The sequence below is a fragment of the Kitasatospora sp. NPDC052896 genome (genome assembly GCF_044547075.1).
Classification (GTDB): domain Bacteria; phylum Actinomycetota; class Actinomycetes; order Streptomycetales; family Streptomycetaceae; genus Kitasatospora.
The window spans coordinates 304,675-322,708 of record NZ_JBITZU010000009.1; the positions used below are offsets into that span (position 1 = coordinate 304,675).

At 68.7% G+C, this 18,034-nt stretch carries 14 protein-coding genes and 4 pseudogenes; 11 read left to right on the top strand and 7 right to left on the bottom strand.

Annotated features, from left to right (window positions below; translation table 11 throughout):
• The first annotated feature begins 164 nt into the window (after positions 1-164).
• Positions 165-1,271 (top strand): glycosyltransferase, encoded by a 1,107-nt coding sequence (locus tag ACIGXM_RS21155; RefSeq protein WP_396563062.1) that lies wholly within the window; start codon positions 165-167, stop codon positions 1,269-1,271.
• On the opposite strand, the gene ACIGXM_RS21160 is transcribed toward ACIGXM_RS21155, so the two are convergent.
• Positions 1,265-1,636: a hypothetical protein gene (locus ACIGXM_RS21160; protein WP_396563064.1), complete on the bottom strand. Its 372-nt coding sequence runs from the start codon at positions 1,634-1,636 to the stop codon at positions 1,265-1,267. The genes ACIGXM_RS21155 and ACIGXM_RS21160 overlap by 7 nt on opposite strands.
• Before the next feature lie 460 nt (positions 1,637-2,096).
• Here ACIGXM_RS21160 and ACIGXM_RS21165 point away from each other — a divergent pair, with 460 nt between their 5' ends.
• Positions 2,097-2,939, top strand: coding sequence for an SDR family NAD(P)-dependent oxidoreductase (locus tag ACIGXM_RS21165; protein ID WP_396563066.1), 843 nt, complete (start codon positions 2,097-2,099; stop codon positions 2,937-2,939).
• Between the two features lie 1,161 nt (positions 2,940-4,100).
• Here ACIGXM_RS21165 and ACIGXM_RS21170 read toward each other — a convergent pair.
• Positions 4,101-4,562, bottom strand: coding sequence for a cupin domain-containing protein (locus tag ACIGXM_RS21170; RefSeq protein WP_396563068.1), 462 nt, complete (start codon positions 4,560-4,562; stop codon positions 4,101-4,103).
• 701 nt (positions 4,563-5,263) lie between these two features.
• Positions 5,264-6,745, bottom strand: a complete 1,482-nt coding sequence (locus ACIGXM_RS21175) for an MFS transporter (RefSeq protein ID WP_396563070.1) — start codon at positions 6,743-6,745, stop codon at positions 5,264-5,266.
• Between the two features lie 404 nt (positions 6,746-7,149).
• Here ACIGXM_RS21175 and ACIGXM_RS21180 point away from each other — a divergent pair, with 404 nt between their 5' ends.
• The 4 genes from ACIGXM_RS21180 (at position 7,150) to ACIGXM_RS21195 (ending at position 9,829) form a co-directional block, all read left to right on the top strand.
• Complete coding sequence (locus ACIGXM_RS21180) at positions 7,150-7,806, top strand: TetR family transcriptional regulator (RefSeq protein WP_396563072.1); 657 nt, start codon at positions 7,150-7,152, stop codon at positions 7,804-7,806.
• A gap of 625 nt (positions 7,807-8,431) precedes the next feature.
• Positions 8,432-9,013 (top strand): TetR/AcrR family transcriptional regulator, encoded by a 582-nt coding sequence (locus ACIGXM_RS21185; protein WP_396563074.1) that lies wholly within the window; start codon positions 8,432-8,434, stop codon positions 9,011-9,013.
• A 35-nt stretch (positions 9,014-9,048) separates the two neighbouring features.
• Positions 9,049-9,402 carry a tyrosine-type recombinase/integrase gene (locus ACIGXM_RS21190; protein ID WP_396563076.1) on the top strand — a complete coding sequence of 118 codons (354 nt, stop codon included), beginning with the start codon at positions 9,049-9,051 and terminating at the stop codon, positions 9,400-9,402.
• A 205-nt stretch (positions 9,403-9,607) separates the two neighbouring features.
• Positions 9,608-9,829 carry a hypothetical protein gene (locus ACIGXM_RS21195; RefSeq protein ID WP_396563078.1) on the top strand — a complete coding sequence of 74 codons (222 nt, stop codon included), beginning with the start codon at positions 9,608-9,610 and terminating at the stop codon, positions 9,827-9,829.
• Positions 9,830-10,948: 1,119 nt separating this feature from the next.
• Here the strand turns inward: ACIGXM_RS21195 and ACIGXM_RS21200 are convergent.
• Positions 10,949-11,413 (bottom strand): annotated as a pseudogene (locus tag ACIGXM_RS21200) (transposase); the annotation flags it as partial.
• A gap of 257 nt (positions 11,414-11,670) precedes the next feature.
• Between ACIGXM_RS21200 and ACIGXM_RS21205 the strand changes: the two are divergent.
• The 4 genes from ACIGXM_RS21205 to ACIGXM_RS21220 all read left to right on the top strand — a co-directional run bounded on the left by ACIGXM_RS21205 (position 11,671) and on the right by ACIGXM_RS21220 (position 15,902).
• Positions 11,671-13,467 carry an ABC transporter ATP-binding protein gene (locus ACIGXM_RS21205; protein WP_396563080.1) on the top strand — a complete coding sequence of 599 codons (1,797 nt, stop codon included), beginning with the start codon at positions 11,671-11,673 and terminating at the stop codon, positions 13,465-13,467.
• A gap of 113 nt (positions 13,468-13,580) precedes the next feature.
• Positions 13,581-13,784: a hypothetical protein gene (locus ACIGXM_RS21210; RefSeq protein ID WP_396563082.1), complete on the top strand. Its 204-nt coding sequence runs from the start codon at positions 13,581-13,583 to the stop codon at positions 13,782-13,784.
• A 28-nt stretch (positions 13,785-13,812) separates the two neighbouring features.
• Positions 13,813-15,165, top strand: coding sequence for a hypothetical protein (locus ACIGXM_RS21215; RefSeq protein WP_396563084.1), 1,353 nt, complete (start codon positions 13,813-13,815; stop codon positions 15,163-15,165).
• Between the two features lie 359 nt (positions 15,166-15,524).
• Positions 15,525-15,902, top strand: a complete 378-nt coding sequence (locus ACIGXM_RS21220; RefSeq protein ID WP_396563086.1) for a transposase domain-containing protein — start codon at positions 15,525-15,527, stop codon at positions 15,900-15,902.
• Here ACIGXM_RS21220 and ACIGXM_RS21225 read toward each other — a convergent pair.
• Complete coding sequence (locus tag ACIGXM_RS21225) at positions 15,894-16,196, bottom strand: hypothetical protein (protein WP_396563124.1); 303 nt, start codon at positions 16,194-16,196, stop codon at positions 15,894-15,896. The genes ACIGXM_RS21220 and ACIGXM_RS21225 overlap by 9 nt on opposite strands.
• Between ACIGXM_RS21225 and ACIGXM_RS21230 the strand changes: the two are divergent.
• Positions 16,119-17,005 (top strand): annotated as a pseudogene (locus ACIGXM_RS21230) (integrase core domain-containing protein). The gene ACIGXM_RS21225 and the pseudogene ACIGXM_RS21230 sit on opposite strands and share 78 nt — an antisense overlap.
• A 150-nt stretch (positions 17,006-17,155) precedes the next feature.
• Here ACIGXM_RS21230 and ACIGXM_RS21235 read toward each other — a convergent pair.
• Both ACIGXM_RS21235 and ACIGXM_RS21240 read right to left on the bottom strand, forming a co-directional pair.
• Positions 17,156-17,320, bottom strand: a pseudogene (locus ACIGXM_RS21235) (pirin family protein); the annotation flags it as partial.
• A gap of 377 nt (positions 17,321-17,697) precedes the next feature.
• Positions 17,698-17,829 (bottom strand): annotated as a pseudogene (locus ACIGXM_RS21240) (IS701 family transposase); the annotation flags it as partial.
• Positions 17,830-18,034: the final 205 nt, after the last annotated feature.

Genomic DNA, 18,034 nt, shown 5'->3' on the forward strand with positions numbered 1-18,034 from the left:
ATGTTCAGGCCCTCGGATTGCAGGGGCAAGGACAAGCGACTGCCGCCCGGGGGAAAGCAATTCGACGCGTTGTGATCAGATCACCACGTCTTACACCGATGAACAACCCTGGAGCATCCGTGGCTTTACGAATAGCGATCACCGCTGAGCCGATACCTTCGCATGTGTCCGCGCTGGATTTCGTCACCTGCCCGGCCCTTGAGCAGGGCCACCATGTCGCGCTCCACGCCCCCCTCATGTTCCGCCACGAAGCCCGGCGGCGCGGAGTGGAGTTCCACAGCGCCGGAACGAACTGGACCTGCGATCCCGTCGTTCAGCAGACGGCGAGCGAGATCTGGAAGGAGTCCGGAAACGCACCCTTCAACCGGTACGTCTTCGGTCACCTCTGGCCCGAACAGGCCGAGGCGAAGGCCCATGACCTGCTCACCGCGTGGACACGGGCGCGGCCCGATCTGGTGATCGCCGAGTGCAGCGATCTCGGCGCGCACCTCGCGGCCAAGGTCTTGGGGCTGCCCCTGCTCGCAGCGGACAACGGCCTCGGCCCTATGCTCCTGGATCTCTGGGACACCGACATCGCACCCGCGCTGTTTCCCCTCTACAAACAGCACGAGCAGGACACACCCACGCTCCCCCCGATGCTCACCCCCGCGCCGGTCCAGTGGTTCTACGGACCGCCCCCACCCCAGGCGCGCGCGGTCCGACGCACCGTCGCGCAATTCCGGGCCACCCTCCCCGAGTGGCTGGACCGCTCCCCCTCCTCCCGCCCGCTCATCTACGTGAGCCTGGGCACCTTGACCACCGCGATGTCCGGTCTGCGCACCGTCGTTGGGAGCGCATACCGGGAGATCATGGCCGCACTCTCCGGAACCGGCTGCGACGCGATCGTGTCCGCGGGCGACCTCGCGGAGCACCTTCGGAGCGCGGACCCTCGCATCAAGGTCGTCGAGCACGTCCCGCAGCCCGCGCTCCTGCGCCGTGCCGACCTGTTCGTGACGCACGGAGGCCGGGCATCCCTGCTCGACGCGGTGCAGGGCGCAACGCCCGTCCTGGGCATGGGCGTTCTCGCCGACCAGCCCGACAACGCCGCCGCGTTCGCCCGGCACGGCCTCGGCCGCGCACTGCACCTCACGGCGACGCGCGGCGAGATCGCCGACGCCATGACGGCCATCCTCGGCACCTCGCGCTACGACGCTGCCATGAGCGCCGCCGAGGCCGAGCTGTCACAACTGCCACCGCTCGACCTCAAGGAACTGCGGGACAGCCTCTACTGATCTTTATGCGTGAGACGGGAGACATCGGTGTCGACAGCGTTCTGCAGCTGCGGGACTTCACCGCCCAGGTCGCGGTAGGTGGTCTCGGGGTCGGCGTCCGACAGCTGCCGGACGTCGGCGTCCTGCGGACCGTCCAGGGCGACGGACGTGAGCGCCGCGTTCTGGACGCGCCCCGCAGTGGCGACCGGGTGGGTGTCGGCAACCCGGTGGGCCAGGCGGCCGGCGTCCACTTCCGCGGCGAGCTTGCTGGGGAGCTTCCCGTCCGGGGTGTGCTGGACGGCGGTGACCGTGATGCCGCGTTCCTCCCGAGATCCGTCACCGCGACGCCTCCCAGCAGGAGGACTACGACCCACCCGCACGGACATCGCCGCCCTCCTGCGCCTGGCTCGCGCCCTAACCCAGCTGTCGGAAGCCGCCTGGTACACCTACACCCACCCCGCCAGCGCCGCCGACTCCCCGGAACCCAACAGTCGTCTCGAAGACCCTGCGCCACTCCACCCTCGCCACCACCATCAACCTCTACGGCCACCTGTTCAAGGACTCCGCCGACGAAGCCGTGAAAGCGCTCTCCACCGCCCTTGGCGAGACAGACGTACAGCAGCATGTGACGCGCACAGGGCCTGAGAGCGCTGGGCCCATGCCACGTGCGGCGTAGCCTGCCGGGTTGCCGTCGACCGCCAATCCACCTCTGCCCACCCGCGCGCGATCCTCTTCGCTGGACGGCGTGACTTGTTCAGGGATCCCTGATGGCCAATGATAATGATCAACCTTTGCCGTTACCCGGTCCTGTTGCATGTGCCTCGGACCCGACACCGGAGTTGCGTTATGAAGAGTCTGCACCGCAAGGTCGCCGTCGTCACTGGGGCAACAAGCGGCATCGGAGCCCGAATTGCGGAGGTGTTCGCCGGCGAGGGCGCCCACGTCGTCCTCGCCGGCCGCCGCGAACGGGAAGGACACCAGCGGGCCGCGGCACTGGGCGAGTCGGCGACCTTCGTGCGCTGCGACGTGTCGGTGGAGGCAGACGTCGAGGCACTGGTCGGCCACACCGTCGAACGCTACGGGCGGCTCGACATCATGGTCAACAACGCAGGCGGACCTGGGAACATGGCGTCGGTCACCGACTTCGACTCGGACGTGTTCGCCCGGACACTGGCGGTACACGTCGCGGGCGTCATGCTGGGCATCAAGCACGCCGGACGGCAGATGGTCGCCCAGCGCTCGGGAAGCATCATCAATGTGGCGAGCCTGGCGGGAAAGATAGCCGGCTGGTCCGGCCTGGACTATTCGACCGCCAAGGCCGCGGTGCTCCACCTCACTCGGTGCGCGGCGGTGGACCTGGGTGAACACGAGGTCCGCGTGAACAGCGTGTCCCCAGGCTTCGTGCCAACGGGCATCTTCGCCAAAGGCGCCGGAGCCGACGCATCAGCTGCTGACGCGACGGCGACTTCGGTGGCCGCGGCCTTCAAGCCGCTGCTGGAGTGCAGCCAGCCGTTCCCCGGCACCGTCGGCACCGACGACGTGGCCGCGGCGGCACTGTGGCTCGCCGGCGACGCCAGCCGCCTGGTCACCGGACAGGATCTCGCAGTCGACGGTGGTATGACGGCCGGACGCCCCGCCGCGGCTTCCCGAGCCGAACGGACCCGCATGCGCGACCTTCTCTCCCCCTGACCTTGAGGGAGCGCACCCGACCAGCCCCGATCGTCCGGCACACGCCGCCACCGTTGGCACCACGATCTGCTTCGGCCGGCTTGTCCGTACTCTCGCGGCTAGGGTGATCGGAGCACGCCGACGACCCACCGAGCTCGTTGCGTGGTGGCGGTTGACGGTGCGCCAGAAGAGCAGACGTGGGGTTCCTGCCGGTCGAGGCAGTCCCGGAAGGCCGTCGGCGGCCGCGGGGTGTCGGTTCGTGGATGTCGAGGGTGGCCTCGCGGGTGCCCGGGGGCCGGTCCTCCGGGTGGGGGTGATCGGCCCGGCGGCCACGGCCAGTACGGGGACCGGGACGGTGCCGGTGCGCGGGTGGCGGCGGCCCGCTCGCCGGGCGTGGCCGCCTGGCGAGCGGTGGAAATCAGGGAGCACGGACCGCAGGGCCGGGCGCAGTCACCCGGCTTTTCTCCAGGGCCCGGTGCGGCCCTGGCGCCCTGTCGGGCATCACTGGCGGCGGCCATGCCGGCTGCGACGGCATCGTCCGTCACCTGGACGAGATGCGGCAGGGCCCTTCGTCGTTGATGGATAGCACGACCCCTGGCATGGGCTGTGCGAGGTCCATACCGGGGGCGGCGAGCAACTATGAGCGCAGATTGAAGTCGTCTGCCTCGTACCTGTCGACGGCGAGGAAGGCCGGCGCCCCGTGCCATGGATTCGGTGCCGACACTGGGGCGGACGCCGGGGCGGACACCGGGTCGGGCGTGTGGAGGTACGCTACGCCGTTCTGCCAGGCGAATCGGGCCGTGTATGCCGCGCCAGAACTGTTCACAACGGGGAGCTCGGACGGGACGTACTTCCCACCGCTCACGACGACCACGGCCTGACCATCGCGGTACTCAATCGACAGGGTCGCGATGTCCTCGGGCTTGACCTCGGATGCCGGGATCAGCGCGGGTTCTTTGGACACCGTTGCCTCGGGGGGATGGGAGTCAGCCCGAGGTTTGCCATCTGCTCGGGTGACATCTGCACCTTGGCGGGGCCCTTCGAGTTGGGCGTCATCTCGGGCATGGCTCTCTCTCCTCACTGGTCGGCTCGCTGCCGACGTGCCCGGATCTTCCCATGACGAAGCGTCATCGCATCATCACCCTTGTCAGATCGGAGGCGTGTCCTGTCAATGCCGACTAGCTAGCGGGGCGGGCCCACGATGATGCTGCCGTACTTCTCGGAGATTGCGGGGTCGGCTTGCACCTCGAAGCCGGGTGGGCGCGGCGTGTTCTTGTCGCGTCCGATTTCCCGGAACATCCCCTCGATTCCGGCCGGCGTGTTGATCATCAGCAGGTCAGCCTTCTTCGATGTGATGCGGTATCCGTGTGGGATCAACTTGGGCAGGAAGACCACGCCGCCCTCGGCCAGTTCGTACTCCTGGTCGTCGCACCAGACCAGGGCGGTGCCCTTGAGCAGGAGGAAGATCTCGTCCTCGTGGGTGTGCTTGTGATAGGGCGGCGCTTCGCCCTCGGCGACGTCGAAACGCCCGATCATGAGTTGCCCGTTGGTGGCCTTGCCATCGAGCAGCAGCGCGAGGGTCGCGCCGCCGAGCCATTCGAGCTGCTGTTGCTGTTCGGGCTGGCCGAGATAGAGCATGCTCATGGAAGGCTCCGTTCAGGTGTGGGGATGCTCGTGTCGGCCTAGCGTCGAAGGTGGCTGCGGTCGCGGCGCGGCCGTCGGTGCCTCTCGTCATCTAACGGGTGGGAGAGGAGGACGTCGTGTATGTACTCATGCCCTGGTACATCCGGTCCCGGTGTATGTCCGTCGCCCGGCCATAGGCCACGAGCGACGTCAGGTGCGGCGATGGGTTCGCGCCGCGTTTCACTCACTCCAACGGTAGTGCGAGATGCTGATCACGCCAACGCGGGGTGACGGGGTTCGGTGGGAGGGTGGGGGGACATCGACTCGCGCTGCTGTGGTCTTCTCGTGGTCTTCCGGGACGATCGAGCGTTGCCGAAGAAGCCGTGGAGAGAGGAAGTGGGCGCCGTGCGGAGCCGGGCGCGGGCTCTTCTCCACAGGTCGGGCCCCTTGCCTATGGGGCGGGCCGTGCCGGTGCTGGGGGACTCCAAAGGGGACCTGCCGCAGCGGGGCTCACGCGCGGTCGGCGCCGTCGATCAGACCCTTCTCCAGGGCCTGGCGGAATCGTCGGCAGTCGCGCGCGATGGTGGCAGCCAGGACAAGCGAGCGGCCCGTGATCGGGGATATCGGCCCTGTGCGGCCGAGTGAACTGGTCCGAGGCGTGAGGCGTCCCGTCCGTGCGGCTTCTGGCGCAGGACGGTGTCCACGTCGCCGGTTTCAGTCCGTCAGATGTTGGCTTGCGCTACCAGCTCGCGGTCGGCGGGCTGGGAGGACTGACGGGGTGCACGCATGAGCGTGGCGACGGCGACGGCGGCCAGGGCTGCTGCCGCGGCTGCGCCGAGCAGTGCGGTGTGCATGCCGTCGGTGAAGGCGCCGCGCGCCTGTTCGGCGACGGGCCCGCCGATGGCGTGGGCGGCAGCGAGCGAGGACCGGGCGGCCTGGGCAACGGGTTGCGGGACATGAGCAAGGTGGAGGTGGCTGCGGTAGGAAGCGCTGAGCATGCTGCCGAGGACGGCGATGCCCAGGGCGCCGCCGAGTTCGCGGGAGAGGTCGTTCACAGCCGACCCCACGCTTTGCAGGGAGCGTGGCAGAGCGTCCGTGATCGCCGTGGTCGCCGGCGTCATGGCCAGCCCCATTCCGGCACCGAGCAGGAACAGTCCGGCAGCGATCAGCCGGTAGGAGCTTGCCGCGTCGACCTGGGCCAGCACGCCCATCGCGGCGGCGACAGCCGCCAGGCCCAGGGTCCAGGGGGCGCGGTAGCCGAAGCGTGTCACCAGCCGCGGCGTCAGCCGGGAGGTCGGCATCATGGCCAGGGCCATGGGGATCATCGACGTGGCGGCCACGAGCGCGCTGTCGGCCCGCACCAGTTGCAGATACTGCATCGTCACGAAGATGAAGCCGAAGAACACGAAGAACTGCAGCGTGATCGACAGCGAGCCCGCGGCGAAGTGACGGTTGCGGAACAGGCGTGGGTCCAGCAGCGGGTGCTGCCGGCGCAGCTCGAAGAGCACGAATCCGGCCAGCACCACGAGGCCGAGACCGAGGCCGCCCAACGTGGCCGGGTCGCTCCAGCCGCGCGTCGGCGCCTCGATCACCGAGTAGACCACAGCGACCAGCCCGGCTACGGACAGTAGTGCCCCCGCCGCATCCAGCCGCGGTTGACCCGCATCGGCCGACTCCGGCACGCACCGCAGCGTTCCTACGAGCGTCACGGCGGCCAGAACCACATTCAGCCAGAACACCGAGCGCCACGACCACTGTTCCAGCAGCGCCCCAGTGGCGAGGACGCCGAGCAGTGCGCTTGCGCCGGCCACCGCGGCCCAGACGCTCACAGCACGTGCGCGCTGGGCGGATGGGAACGTGCTGGTGATGGTGGACAGGGTGGCCGGCATGACCAGTGCGGCGCCCACGCCGAGCACACCGCGCAGGCCGATCAGCACCGAGGGGCTGGTGGTGAAGACGGCCGCCGCGGAACCGCCGCCGAAGACGGCAAGTCCGGCCAGCAGTGCCTTGCGCCGGCCGAACCGGTCGCCGAGAGCACTGGCCGGCAGCAGCAGCGAGGCGAAGACGAGGCTGTAGGCGTCGATGATCCAGGACAGGTCGGTCTGACTGGCGTGGGTGTCGCGGGCGAGGCCGGGGAGAGCGACGTTGAGTGAGGCCATGGCCGCGACCACGGTGCCCAGGGCGAGACAGGTGACGACCAGCACCAGATTGTGGCGTATCGCCGGCGGCGACCCGGCGGCAGTGGGCGAGGGCATGGTGTGTCCTTCTTTCAACGGCCCGAACCCGGCAGCTCGGGCAACCGCTGACAGACTCGCCGGGCACAACGCCGGTGACCACTCTGATGAAATAAGGAAGCGCCGACGTCACCGCCCTTGGCACACCGTTGCCCGGCCCCCGGCCAGCCAAGACACGATAAACGAGCAGGACAGTGACCGCATGCCCGGATGGCCCCGCCAGGGATGGGGCTCGGAAGAGCCGGCCATGGCGCCTGGCGATGAATTACTCTCGGTAGTGCCCAGCAGAGAACGGGGCACCGCCCGACATCGCCGGTGCGGTGAGGAAGCGCCGAGCACCGGACGCCCGACCTCAGCCACTCGGCATCGCCACCATGAGCAGCCAGCAACTCTTTTCAACAGAAAGGAACGAAGTGTCGCAACGCGGACGGAGGCCCGGAAAGCCGGACACCCGCCAGGTGATCCTGACCGTCGCTCGCCGGCGGTTCCTGGAACACGGCTACCACGCGGTGACGATGCGCTCGATAGCCGCCGAGGCCGATGTCGACCTGGCTCTGCTCGGCTACTACTTCGGCTCCAAGAAGGGCCTCTTCGGCGCTGCCCTCGCCTTGTCCGCCAATCCCGCGGAGCTGGCAGCACAACTGCTGAGCGAAGGCGATCTGGACACATTCCCCGAGCGCGCCCTCAGGCAACTGATCGCAGCATGGGAGGCGCCCGAATCCAGCGGTCCGCTCCTGGCCATGTTCAAGAACGCGGCCCAGGACGACGCTGTCGCCGCCCTGGTCAAAGAGGCCCTCGAAGGCGAGATCGTGGGCCGACTCGCAGAAGTCCTGGGCGGGCGCCATGCACGCAAGCGCGCTGGAACCTTCGCGGCCGTGCTGGCAGGACTGATCTCCACACGCTACCTCTTCAGGCTGGAGCCGATCAGCTCCATGGACCCCGAGGAACTGATCCGCCTTTTCAGTCCGCAGCTTCGGCTGGCCATGGGAATGCCGGTACGCAGACCACTCCCGCCACCTCACCACCTTTAGCTTTACTGCGCCGGGGTCCCCGCCGTCCGCGAGCAGGCAGCCTCCGTACTCGGCCTGAACGGAGCCCTCATCCTGCTCGGCATCACTCCCCAGCCGCTCACCATCACCGAGGGCCTGACCTTCAACTACCTGTCCAAGCAGGTGCGCGGACACTACGGCTGCCTCCCCGAGTCCGTCTCCCAGCTCGTGCAGCTGGCCTCCAACGGCCGCCTCGACCTGGCCCCCTCGATCACCGACCACATCCCGCTGGCCGACGCACGCAGCCGACGCGGTCCACCGGCTGGCGAACAAGATCGGGGACCCGATCCGTCTCATCCTCATCCCCTGACGAGGGCCCAACGGGACGGCACAGCCACCTCGAGCAAGGGGCGAGTGGGGGCCGGCGCTTGACAGAGCACCGGCGCCCACGGCTCTCCGCCAGCCGGGCCTGCCCCGACTCCGAGTCCGGCGAGGTCGGCAAGAAGCAACCGGGTGACGCCCTTTCGGAACGAGACATGCCGACACAGACCATAGGACCCGCGCGTGATCCGGAACCGGAGAGTGGAGTTAATCGGAACGTGTTCCGTTTATCTCGGGCCTAGACTACCCCCAGGACCGACTCAAATAGAACGTGATCCGCTTAGACATGGCCACCGAACCCTCCCCGGCAGCCCACCAGCAGCTGCGCGCCGACGCCGCGCGCAACCGCGAGACCGTGCTCGCGGCGGCCACCCGCGCCTTCGCCACCTCCGACACCGAGCCATCGATGCGCGCTATCGCTCGACAGGCGGGCGTCGGCGTCGCCACCCTCTTCCGCCACTTCCCGACCCGGGAAGCGCTCGTCGACGCCGTCTATCAAGACCAGGTCGTCCGACTGACGGCCGGGGCACGCGAGTTGCTCGCCAGCCACCCGCCCGCGCAGGCGCTGCGCCTGTGGATGGACCTGTTCGCGGAATGGCAGGCCACCAAGCACGGCATGACCGACACCCTGCTCGCCATGATCGATTCCGGCGAAATCTCCCTCGCTCACACTCGACAGGAGCTCCTGTCGGCCATCACCACGATCCTCGACGCCGGCGCCACCGCTGGGGACATCCGCGCCGATGCTCGCGCCGACGACGTCTCCGCAAGCATCCTCGGTATGCTCGCCGTCGCCGCCAAGTCCGGAGAACCCGCCCAGGCCCGACGCCTGCTCGACCTGCTCATGGACGGCCTCAGACCGCGCTGAGGTGGCGCCAGGCGCCCCACCACCCACCGCCTCAAGTGAGCCATTTGCCGATCGGTCTTATATTCGGCGGCACCGACGGCGCCCCACTGCGACCCCAGTGGGTCCTGGACCAGCTCCGCAAGCGCACGAAGGAAGCCGGCCTGCCGAAGATCAGCCTTCACGACCTACGCCATACCGCGGCCACCATCATGATCAGCCAGAACATCCCCCTCGCGATCGTCTCCAAGACGGTGCGGCACCCGAACCTGGCCACCACCGTCAACCTCTACGGCCACCTCCTCAAATCCGCCGCCCAAGACGCAGTCCTCGCGCTGGCCACCGCCCTCGACCTCGCCGACGCCAACCACATCCCCGGCCGCCCCACCAGCGCCCTACGCTTCGCCGCATAGGAGGCGGAACGGTCAATGGGGCGTCTACCCGCAGGTGCTCGCGGGCGCCGGCCGAGTTCTGCGGCTCCGGGGGTGTCTGGGCTGGCTGCCCGCCCGGTGCGCTGGACCGTTGGGCCGCACATGCGTTGGTCCACGAAGGTGAGCCGACCCAGCGGGAATGGGCAGCCTCGACCGGCCCCGGAGAGCCCAGTGTTACGTTCCGGCCATGACTGCTGTCGATGCGATGGAGCTACTCGAACGGATCCGCAAGGCCCGGGACTGGGCCGAAAGCGAACACAAGCGGTTCGACACCATGGCCAACGACGGCAGCGTCGAGGGGGGACTGCCCCCACTGTTTCTTGCAGCGGCACACCTGGTGGTCCGGTGCGCGCTGGACGAGATCCTGGAACCCGGATCGAACTCGGCGGCCGAGCCCGACGGCGGCTGAGTCGCCACCGAAGAGGCACACCGTGGACGACACGTACGCGCGCTGGGCCATGCGAGCGGCTGCCACCTTCGGGGTCGTTGCCGCCGCGGCGGGGGCGTGGGCCGCGATCGCCGGCGCCGTCGCAGCAACAGCCGGTGCGAGAGCCGCCCGGGCCGGGATGAGGCACGCCCTGGGTCCGCGCCGCTGACAGCCCCTGCCTTCGAGGTGCGGGCCCATCAGCCGCTACCTGCACCGGCCGCACGTAACCGTGATCAGGGCCGACAAAGCCGTCGATGAGCTCGGAGCCAACACCGCCCCAACATGTCAATCGCGGGCCCCCTGCCGGTGGCCCAGCTGGTCGCCGACACAGTTGCCCAGTCGTTCAGGCTGGCCTCCGTCCCGGGGCCTGGAACAGCCAGAGACTACGTCCCCCCGTCGACTGAGACGACCCGCACATGATGGCAGATCGACACGTCAGCGCCAGTCCCAGGCGCAGCCAAGCAGCTGGCCCGCGCGGGGCTGGGCACAGGCTCGGTGAAGGTCGAGCTGGGAGGGGATCCTGGCGCGGTGGTGAAGGTCGCGGCGTTGATCCGCAGCCGTTTCAGAGCCGGCCGACCGGTCGGGCCGACGGGCGCCTTCGAGGTCTGGCCGGAGGATCCACCGAACGGCGCCTGATCGCCCGCCGGGCTACCGCAATCGGAGTACGGCGACGCCAGCTTGCCCGTAGACGACCCGGTAGGTCGAGCCGGGGCGGCCGAACGACAAGGCGCCCCGCACATGGTTCCGTGCAGGGCGCCCGCTTCTGAGGTTTGCAGGTGGGGGTGACGGCTAGTCATGTCGGTTCGATGGATGGGAGATGAGGTATCCCGATGGGGGTGGCCTGACTGCGCGGGAGCGTGCTCAGCGTGAGCGGGTGCGGTTGGAGGCCGGTGAGATGTTCGAGAGGGGTATGGCCCCGCCGGTGGTGGCCAGGCGGCTGAGAGTGTCGCGGAAGTCCGCCTACGCATGACACGCGGCCTGGCGGGAGGGCGGGCCTAGGCGCAATGCCGGTGACTTTAGGTCGTTCCTGGCTGGGTGATGGTGACCGTCGTCGGTTGTGGTGGTGGCCAGTTCCGGTGATGGGGGCGTTTGAGGGACCGGGTGAACACGGTCCAGCGGCCGGCTCTGCCATTCGGCCATGCCGTCCACGACCTTGTCGGTGATGGTGGAGATGGTCTGCTTCGACACCTCGGCACCGTAGACCCCGGCCAGACGCACGGCGATCTCGCCGTGCGTGAGCCCCTTGGCCGACAGCGACAGGACCATCTCGTCCACCCCGGTCAGCCGCCGCTGCCGCTTGCGCACGATCTGCGGCTCGAACGTCCTGGCGACGTCGCGGGGCACCTTCACCTCGACCGGCCCGACGTCCGTCAGTACGGTCTTGTTCCGGGTGCCGTTGCGGCTGCTTCCGCTGTTCTTCCCGGCCGGGTCGTGCTTGTCATAGCCGAGGTGTTCGGTGATCTCGCCTTCGAGGGCGGACTCCAGCACGCGCTTGGTCAGCTGTTGCAACAGCCCGCCCTCGCCGGTGAGCTGAAGCCCCTCGGACCGGGCCCGGCTCACCAGCATCGCGATCAACTGGTTATCTGACACCGCATCCGTCACCGGACCAGCCGCGCCGTTGATCGACTCCAACTCGGTTTCCTAGTTCGACACTTGACGTATCTCCCTTGATCGGTAGATCCGCCGTTAGTTTTTCTACAGTCCCGTATCCGCCGTTGCCTCGATCGAGTGACCAGGGGTTGAAGGGGCGGGAGCGCGTCAAGAATGCCCGCGCGGTCATGGTGGCGTCGCTGGGGAAGGGGCCGGTGGTGGCGGAACGGCGTATGGGAGTTCTGGTGTCCTCGGCGGCCTTCGCCGTCCGGCTCGCCTGGCTGGCCGATCGGCGGGCCCTGGTCCAGGTCGTGTTGGTGCAGGTCCTGCTGGCGATCGGGGTGGCAGGCGGGCTGGTCGCGGTGCAGGGGCTGTTCGGGTCAGTGCTGGCGAACGGGCCCGCGGCGGCCGGGCGGTCGCCCGTGCTGGCACCGGCGGTGATGCTGCTCCTGGTCGCGGGTGCCACCGCCGGTGCCGTGCGGGTGCTGGGGGCGGCACGGATGGCGGTGCTGACCGCGAAGGTGGACCGCCTGGTGGCGGGGATGGTGCTGGAGGCTGCAGTGGCGGCCGAACTCCCGCGGTTCGAGCACCCGGATTTCCACGACCGCCTGCAGCGGGCGGTCTTCGCCTCGCGCCGGCAACCCGCCATGGCCGTCGTCCTCCTCGTCACGGCCTTCCAGGCCGTCCTGACCGTGGTGGCCGTGGGAGGCGCGTTCGCCCTCATGGCGTGGTGGCTGCTCCCGCTTGTGCTGCTCAGTGCCCTTCCAGCGATCAGGGCTGCAGGCAAGGAGCGCAGCGCACACCACAAGTTGCACCACGGGCTCTCGGAGAACCGGCGGCTGAGGGAGTATCTGGAACAGCTGCTCACGGGCCGGAACGAGGCCCGGGAGATCCGGGCCCTGGACCTCGGCGGAGTGCTGACCGGGCGCTGGCAGGAGCAGTACGAGCGCGAGATCGAGCAGACCGAGGGCCTGCTGAGGGCGCACGCCCGGCGTCGTATGGCGGCCCAGGCCGCGGGTGGGACGTTGACCTGCCTGGCCGTCGGCGGTCTGTGGTGGATGGCCGGCAGTCACCTGCTGCCGCTCTCCGTGGCGGGCGCGGCCGTGGCCGGGGTGTGGCTGCTCTCGGTGCGGCTCAACGCGTTCGCGGGCATGCTCACCGGCATCGGCGAGAACCTGCTTCGCCTCACCGACCTGAGGAGCTTCACCACTCCAGCAGCTCCCAGCGGTTCACCGGCGAGCAGTCAGGAAGTCTCGAGAAACGATGGTTTCGGTGCGCTGCGAGCCGAGCGGCTCAGCTACACCTACCCCGGTGCGGAGACCCCGGCGGTGCGCGAGGTGAGCCTGGAGCTGCGACCGGGCCAGGTCGTGGCCCTGGTGGGCGTGAACGGTTCGGGCAAGACAACGCTCGCCAATCTGCTGGCCGGGCTCTACCCGCCGGACAGCGGGTGCCTGTTGCACGACGGGGTCCCGGTCACTGACCTCGCGGCGCACCGGGCGAGGACCGCCGTGGTCTTCCAGGACTTCACCCGTTACAAGCTCCCGGCGCTGGACAACATCGCCTTCGGCCGCCCGCACGTCGCCGCGGACCCCGAGCGGGCGCGCGAGGCGGCCCGGCAGGCCGGAGCACTGGATTTCCTCGCGGGGCTTCCGGACAGCCTGCGGACCCCGCTGGGCAAGGAGTTCACCGGAGGAGCGGATCTGTCCGGTGGACAGTGGCAACGCCTGGCGCTGGCCCGCGCGTTCTACCGGGACGCACCCCTGGTCATTCTCGACGAACCCACCGCAGCCCTCGATGCCCAGGCCGAGGACCAATTGTTCACCCGCCTGCGCCGACTTTTCGTCGGCCGTACGGTGGTATTGATTTCGCATCGACTTCGCAGTGTCCGCCATGCCGACCGCATTTTCGTCCTGCGGGGCGGCCGCGTCGTCGAGGAGGGCAGCCACCAGGCCCTGCTGCGAGCGGAGGGCCACTACGCGACCCTCTTCCGGACCCAGGCCGGCGCCTACCAGGACAGCAGCGCCCCGTGATCACTCCCCCAATCGCCGATACTCCCGTGCAGCAGGGGAGTTGACTTTTCATTATTTGAGTTCATCCGTGTGAGTGATAGACACCGCGTCGAATGATCCCGCATTCTGTTCGCATGCTCACCTACCTGCAAGAGACGCGCCCCCTCGCCCCCGACATGGAGACCGTCGCGGAGATCGAGGAGATCTTCACCGACTCCTTCATCGCGCCGACCGCCTGCCGAATCCAAGGAGAAGGCTGCACCGGGTCCGTCGGCTGCTGCCCCGGACTCGTGTGCGTGTCCGAGAACGGCTTCAGTGGCTTCTGTCAGCAGCCGTAGCGAAGTCACAGTGATGTTGCTACCGGGAGTGATCGTAGCTGAGCTGGGCAGCGCCGGAGTCCTGCTGGACACTGGCAGGCCCGCTGCGGCCTACCTCAACTCGACCGCCCTCGGTTGGCTCCGGGGCCGGCCGCCCGCCGCCGAACACCAGGCACAGCATGCGCAGTGCTTCGCCCGGTGGCGGGCTGCTGGCTTCATCACGCCCGGCGACCAGGCCTCCGCGCCCACGGGGCACGGCGATGTGGCGGTAGAGGGCGCCGCGTGCGCAGGGTTGGCGCCGCATCCGGTGCTCGTCCTGGCGATGGCCGCCGACTGTGGCTTCTGCACCCAACTGTCCGCCGACCTCGCAGCGAACACGCGCCGCCTGACCCGCCTCGACGCCTCCGTGCTCCTGGTCGACGCCGACGGGACCAGCCTGCTCGGCCGGCCCCTGTCCGTACTGTGCCGCCAGCAGTTGGCCGGTCTCGGCCAATGCGCGGCGAAACTGGGCACTCCCAGCGGCGTGTTGCTCACCCCTGGTCAACCGACCCAAGTGCTCGTCGGATTCACCGAGGTGAGCGGCGCTCTCGTCGCACTCAGCGGTGCGGATCCGCGAACCACGATCGTCGAGGCGCCCACCAGCTGTTCGGTGAACGTCGCGGCCCAGCCCGTCGACGCGGTCCTCACCGCCCGGGTCAATGGGACCCGCCTGGGCATCGCGGTCCGCGGCCACGATGCCCGCGAAATCGCCGAGGCCTCCGGCGCCGTCCTGGACGACGGCTACACACCCGTCACCCTCACCATCGAACGCCCCGGCACCTTCCACCTCCTCTTCCGCGGCGGCGAACTCCTCACCCGAGCCCGCACCCCGCACGCCCTGCGGCAGACCCTCGACGGCGTCCTGGCCGGCTACGCGCGCTATGCCTCCCCGGAGCGGGGCAACATCCCGCTGCTGTGCGGAGTCGCTGTACACGGCGAGGAGCATGCGGTCCTCTTTCCCCGGACCTGGATGTCCGACCTCGTGAAGCACGCCCGGCGGCTGGAACAGACTGGCTGGCAGCTACGACCCGAGCCCTACACTCTGCTGCGTCCGGCTCCCGGCACCGGCGTGCTCCACCTTCCCGCCGCCTCGCGGCCGAGGCAACCCGGGCCGGCGGTCACCGCGATCCTCACCCAGGCACCACAGACGGGCACCCCGCCAACCCGGGCCTGGCTACTGGCCTCCATCGTCAACTGGCTCGCCCGCCCCGCCGCGATCGACACCGTCCACAGCCTGGTGGCTTCCCTGGAACCCCTGCCCATTCACATCGGCACCTGGCAGGAAGCCCTCGCCCACCTCACCCGCCCCACTGCTCCCGAGGACGACTCGGCAAGTACCTCTTCGGGCAGCCTGACCACGTAGTCGGGTCCCGCCGGCGGCCGGAATGCGCGGATAAAAGGGGCGCGCTGCCCGCGAGCTGGTGGACGAACTGATCGTGAACAGCGGCCAGGAGGCGTAGAAGGTCCGGCAGGCCGCCATCCAGGAACTGCGTGAGGGGCTCACCCTGCGTGAGGTCGGCGAGCTGCTCAGCGGGATCTCCCCCGCCAAGGTGGACCAGATTCTCAAAGGCAAGTAGCTGGCCTCGGCTGGCTTGGCATCAACCGGTTCCTCTTCCACGGCTATCGCGTGGAAGGTCGTCGTGGCCGGAGGCTTGCCCATAGGCCCTGATGGCAATGCCAGTGACTTGGCTCGCCTGTCCCGTTGGTTGTGGTGTGGCGAGGGTGGGGCAGGTCAAGAAGTCACCTGCGGGTGAGCGGTTGTCGGATCGGATCGCGATCGGGGTGTTGACCCGGGCGTTTCCGCCGGCTCTGGTCAATGAGGTGATCGCCGAGACCGGGCGGGCCGAGCAGCGTAGTCGGCTGTTGCCGGCGCGGGTGGTCGTGTACTTCGTGCTGGCGATGTGCCTGTTCTTCGGGCAGGGCTACGAGGAGGTCGCGCGGCTGCTGGGTGAGGGGCTCGGGGAGGGGCGGCGGTCGTGGCGGGTGCCGACGACCGCCGCGATCGGCCGGGCCCTGCCCCTGCCGAAAACCTCATCCAGGGCTTGTGACCTGCGCGTTCCCATGAATAGCCACGGGTTTCGGATGAACGTGTCAGGCTGATGGATCGTGCTGCTGAGACTGGCGTACCTGGGCATGGCCAACGCGTTCGCGATGCTGCGTTTGCTGCCGATGAGCGACCACGACAGGGACATGGAGATCCTGACCCTGCGCCATCAGATCGCGGTACTTGAACGGCAGCTGGGCGGGCAGCGAGTCCGATTTGAAGCGAGCGACCGGACGTTGCTGGCGGCTCTGCTCGGCGGCCTGCCACGCGACGTGCTGCACCGAATACGGCTGCTGGTGCAGCCGGACACCGTGCTGCGGTGGCACCGCGACCTGGTCGCCCGCCGCCACGCCACTCGGTCCCGGCCCAAGCGCGGAGGCCGACCGCGGACCGTACGCTCCATCCGCGCCCTGGTCCTGCGCCTGGCCGCCGAGAACCCGGCATGGGGCTACCGTCGTCTGCACGGCGAACTGCTCATCCTCGGCGTGAAGGTGGCCCCGTCCACAGTCTGGGAGATCCTCAAGGACTCCGGCATCGACCCGGCGCCCGAGCGCACGTCCACGACTGGGCGGGCTTCCTGCGCTCCCAGACCGACGCGCTCCTCGCGTGCGACTTCTTCGAGACCATCACCCTGTCCGGAGCCCGCATGTACGTGTTCGCGGTCACCGAGCACGCCAACCGGCGGACCCGGATCCTGGGCGCAACCGCGCACCCGACCGCCTCCTGGGTGACGCAGACAGCGAAGAACCTCGTCATGGACCTCGAGGACGCCCCCTGCCGGGCCCGCTACCTGATCCGGGATCGGGACGGGAAGTTCCCCGAGCCGTTCGACCAGGTACTCAAGGACGCGGGCATCAAGGTCGTCCTCAGCGGCATCCGGATGCCCAGAATGAACTCCATCATGGAACGCCGGGTGCAAACCTGCCGCCGCGAGCTGCTGGACCGCACCCTGATCTGGGACCAGCGCCACCTACTCCACGCCCTGCGCGAGTTCGAGCACTTCTACAACGGGCACAGACCACACCAGGGCATCGCGAACGCCCACCCGCTCCACCCACTCCCCCAACCGATCACCGATCCAGGACAGATCACCCGCCTCGACATACGCAGGCGCGACCGCCTCGGCGGCCTACTCCACGAATACCAACACGCCGCTTGACCAGGCCGGACGAGGTTTCCGGCAAGGGCAGGGTCGACGCCCAGAAGGTCGATAGGTCCCCGCGGTGGAGGCCCGAAGAGCCCCCACCCGCACCAAGCAGCGCCCCACGAAGCGCACCTCGGGCCGCAGCTCCAGGCATATAAGCCCAGGTCAGCCTGCCCTTCCCCGTGGCTTCATCGGCACCGAGGGCAGCATAGGCGCCGACAGCCGCGAGCCGTCGTAGCCGTGCACCTCGCCGAACCTGGACCCTTCCATCCAGTCCGTACGCGCCTGCACGATCTCCTCCGTCGAGCGTCCGATGAAGTTCCACCACATATCACTGATTCGGTGTTCTCACCCAGGTCAGAGGCCCCGTGGATCATCTCCCGTCAGCAAACTGTCAGCATTGGTACGCGGGGAGTCGAGCAGCATGGTCACCAAGGCACATGGTCACCAAGGCATTGGCCCACGGCATGGGCACCTTCTTCAAGGAGTGCGAGCACCCTCAGGCGAGGTGGTCCAAGTGCCCGCACGAGTACAAGATCCGCTACCGCGACGTTACCGGTAGGCAGATCGAGGAGTCCGGCTTCGCCGCTCAGGACAAGGCCCCAGGACGGGCACCGTCTCCTGGACCTGCACAAGATCACCGTCACGCCGTTGCCTGGAGCGCCCGCCCGCACCTTGGAGCAGCTGAAGGCCGGTGGGATGCGGCGCTGGAGGCCGTCAGGGGTGGCGTGGCCGGCGTATTCGGCCAGCTGCCAGCCATTCTTCCGGCCGACCGGGCCGAGTAGGCCGCGGACGTAGTCGCGCATTCGACGGCGCGGCTCCACACGGCCAAAGTGCACACCGACAAGGAGGAGAAGCTGCTCGAGTTCACGGTCCCACGGCTCGGGCTCTGACGTGTTGATCACGACTGGAGGCTGCCCCGCCGCTGCCACTACCAACGACGGCTACACACGATCGACGGGCAGTCCCATGAAGACCACCCCTGACCTATCGCCCGCCGCTACACTCCCCACTTCCCGGCCATTGACCAGCGGGAATGGAAAA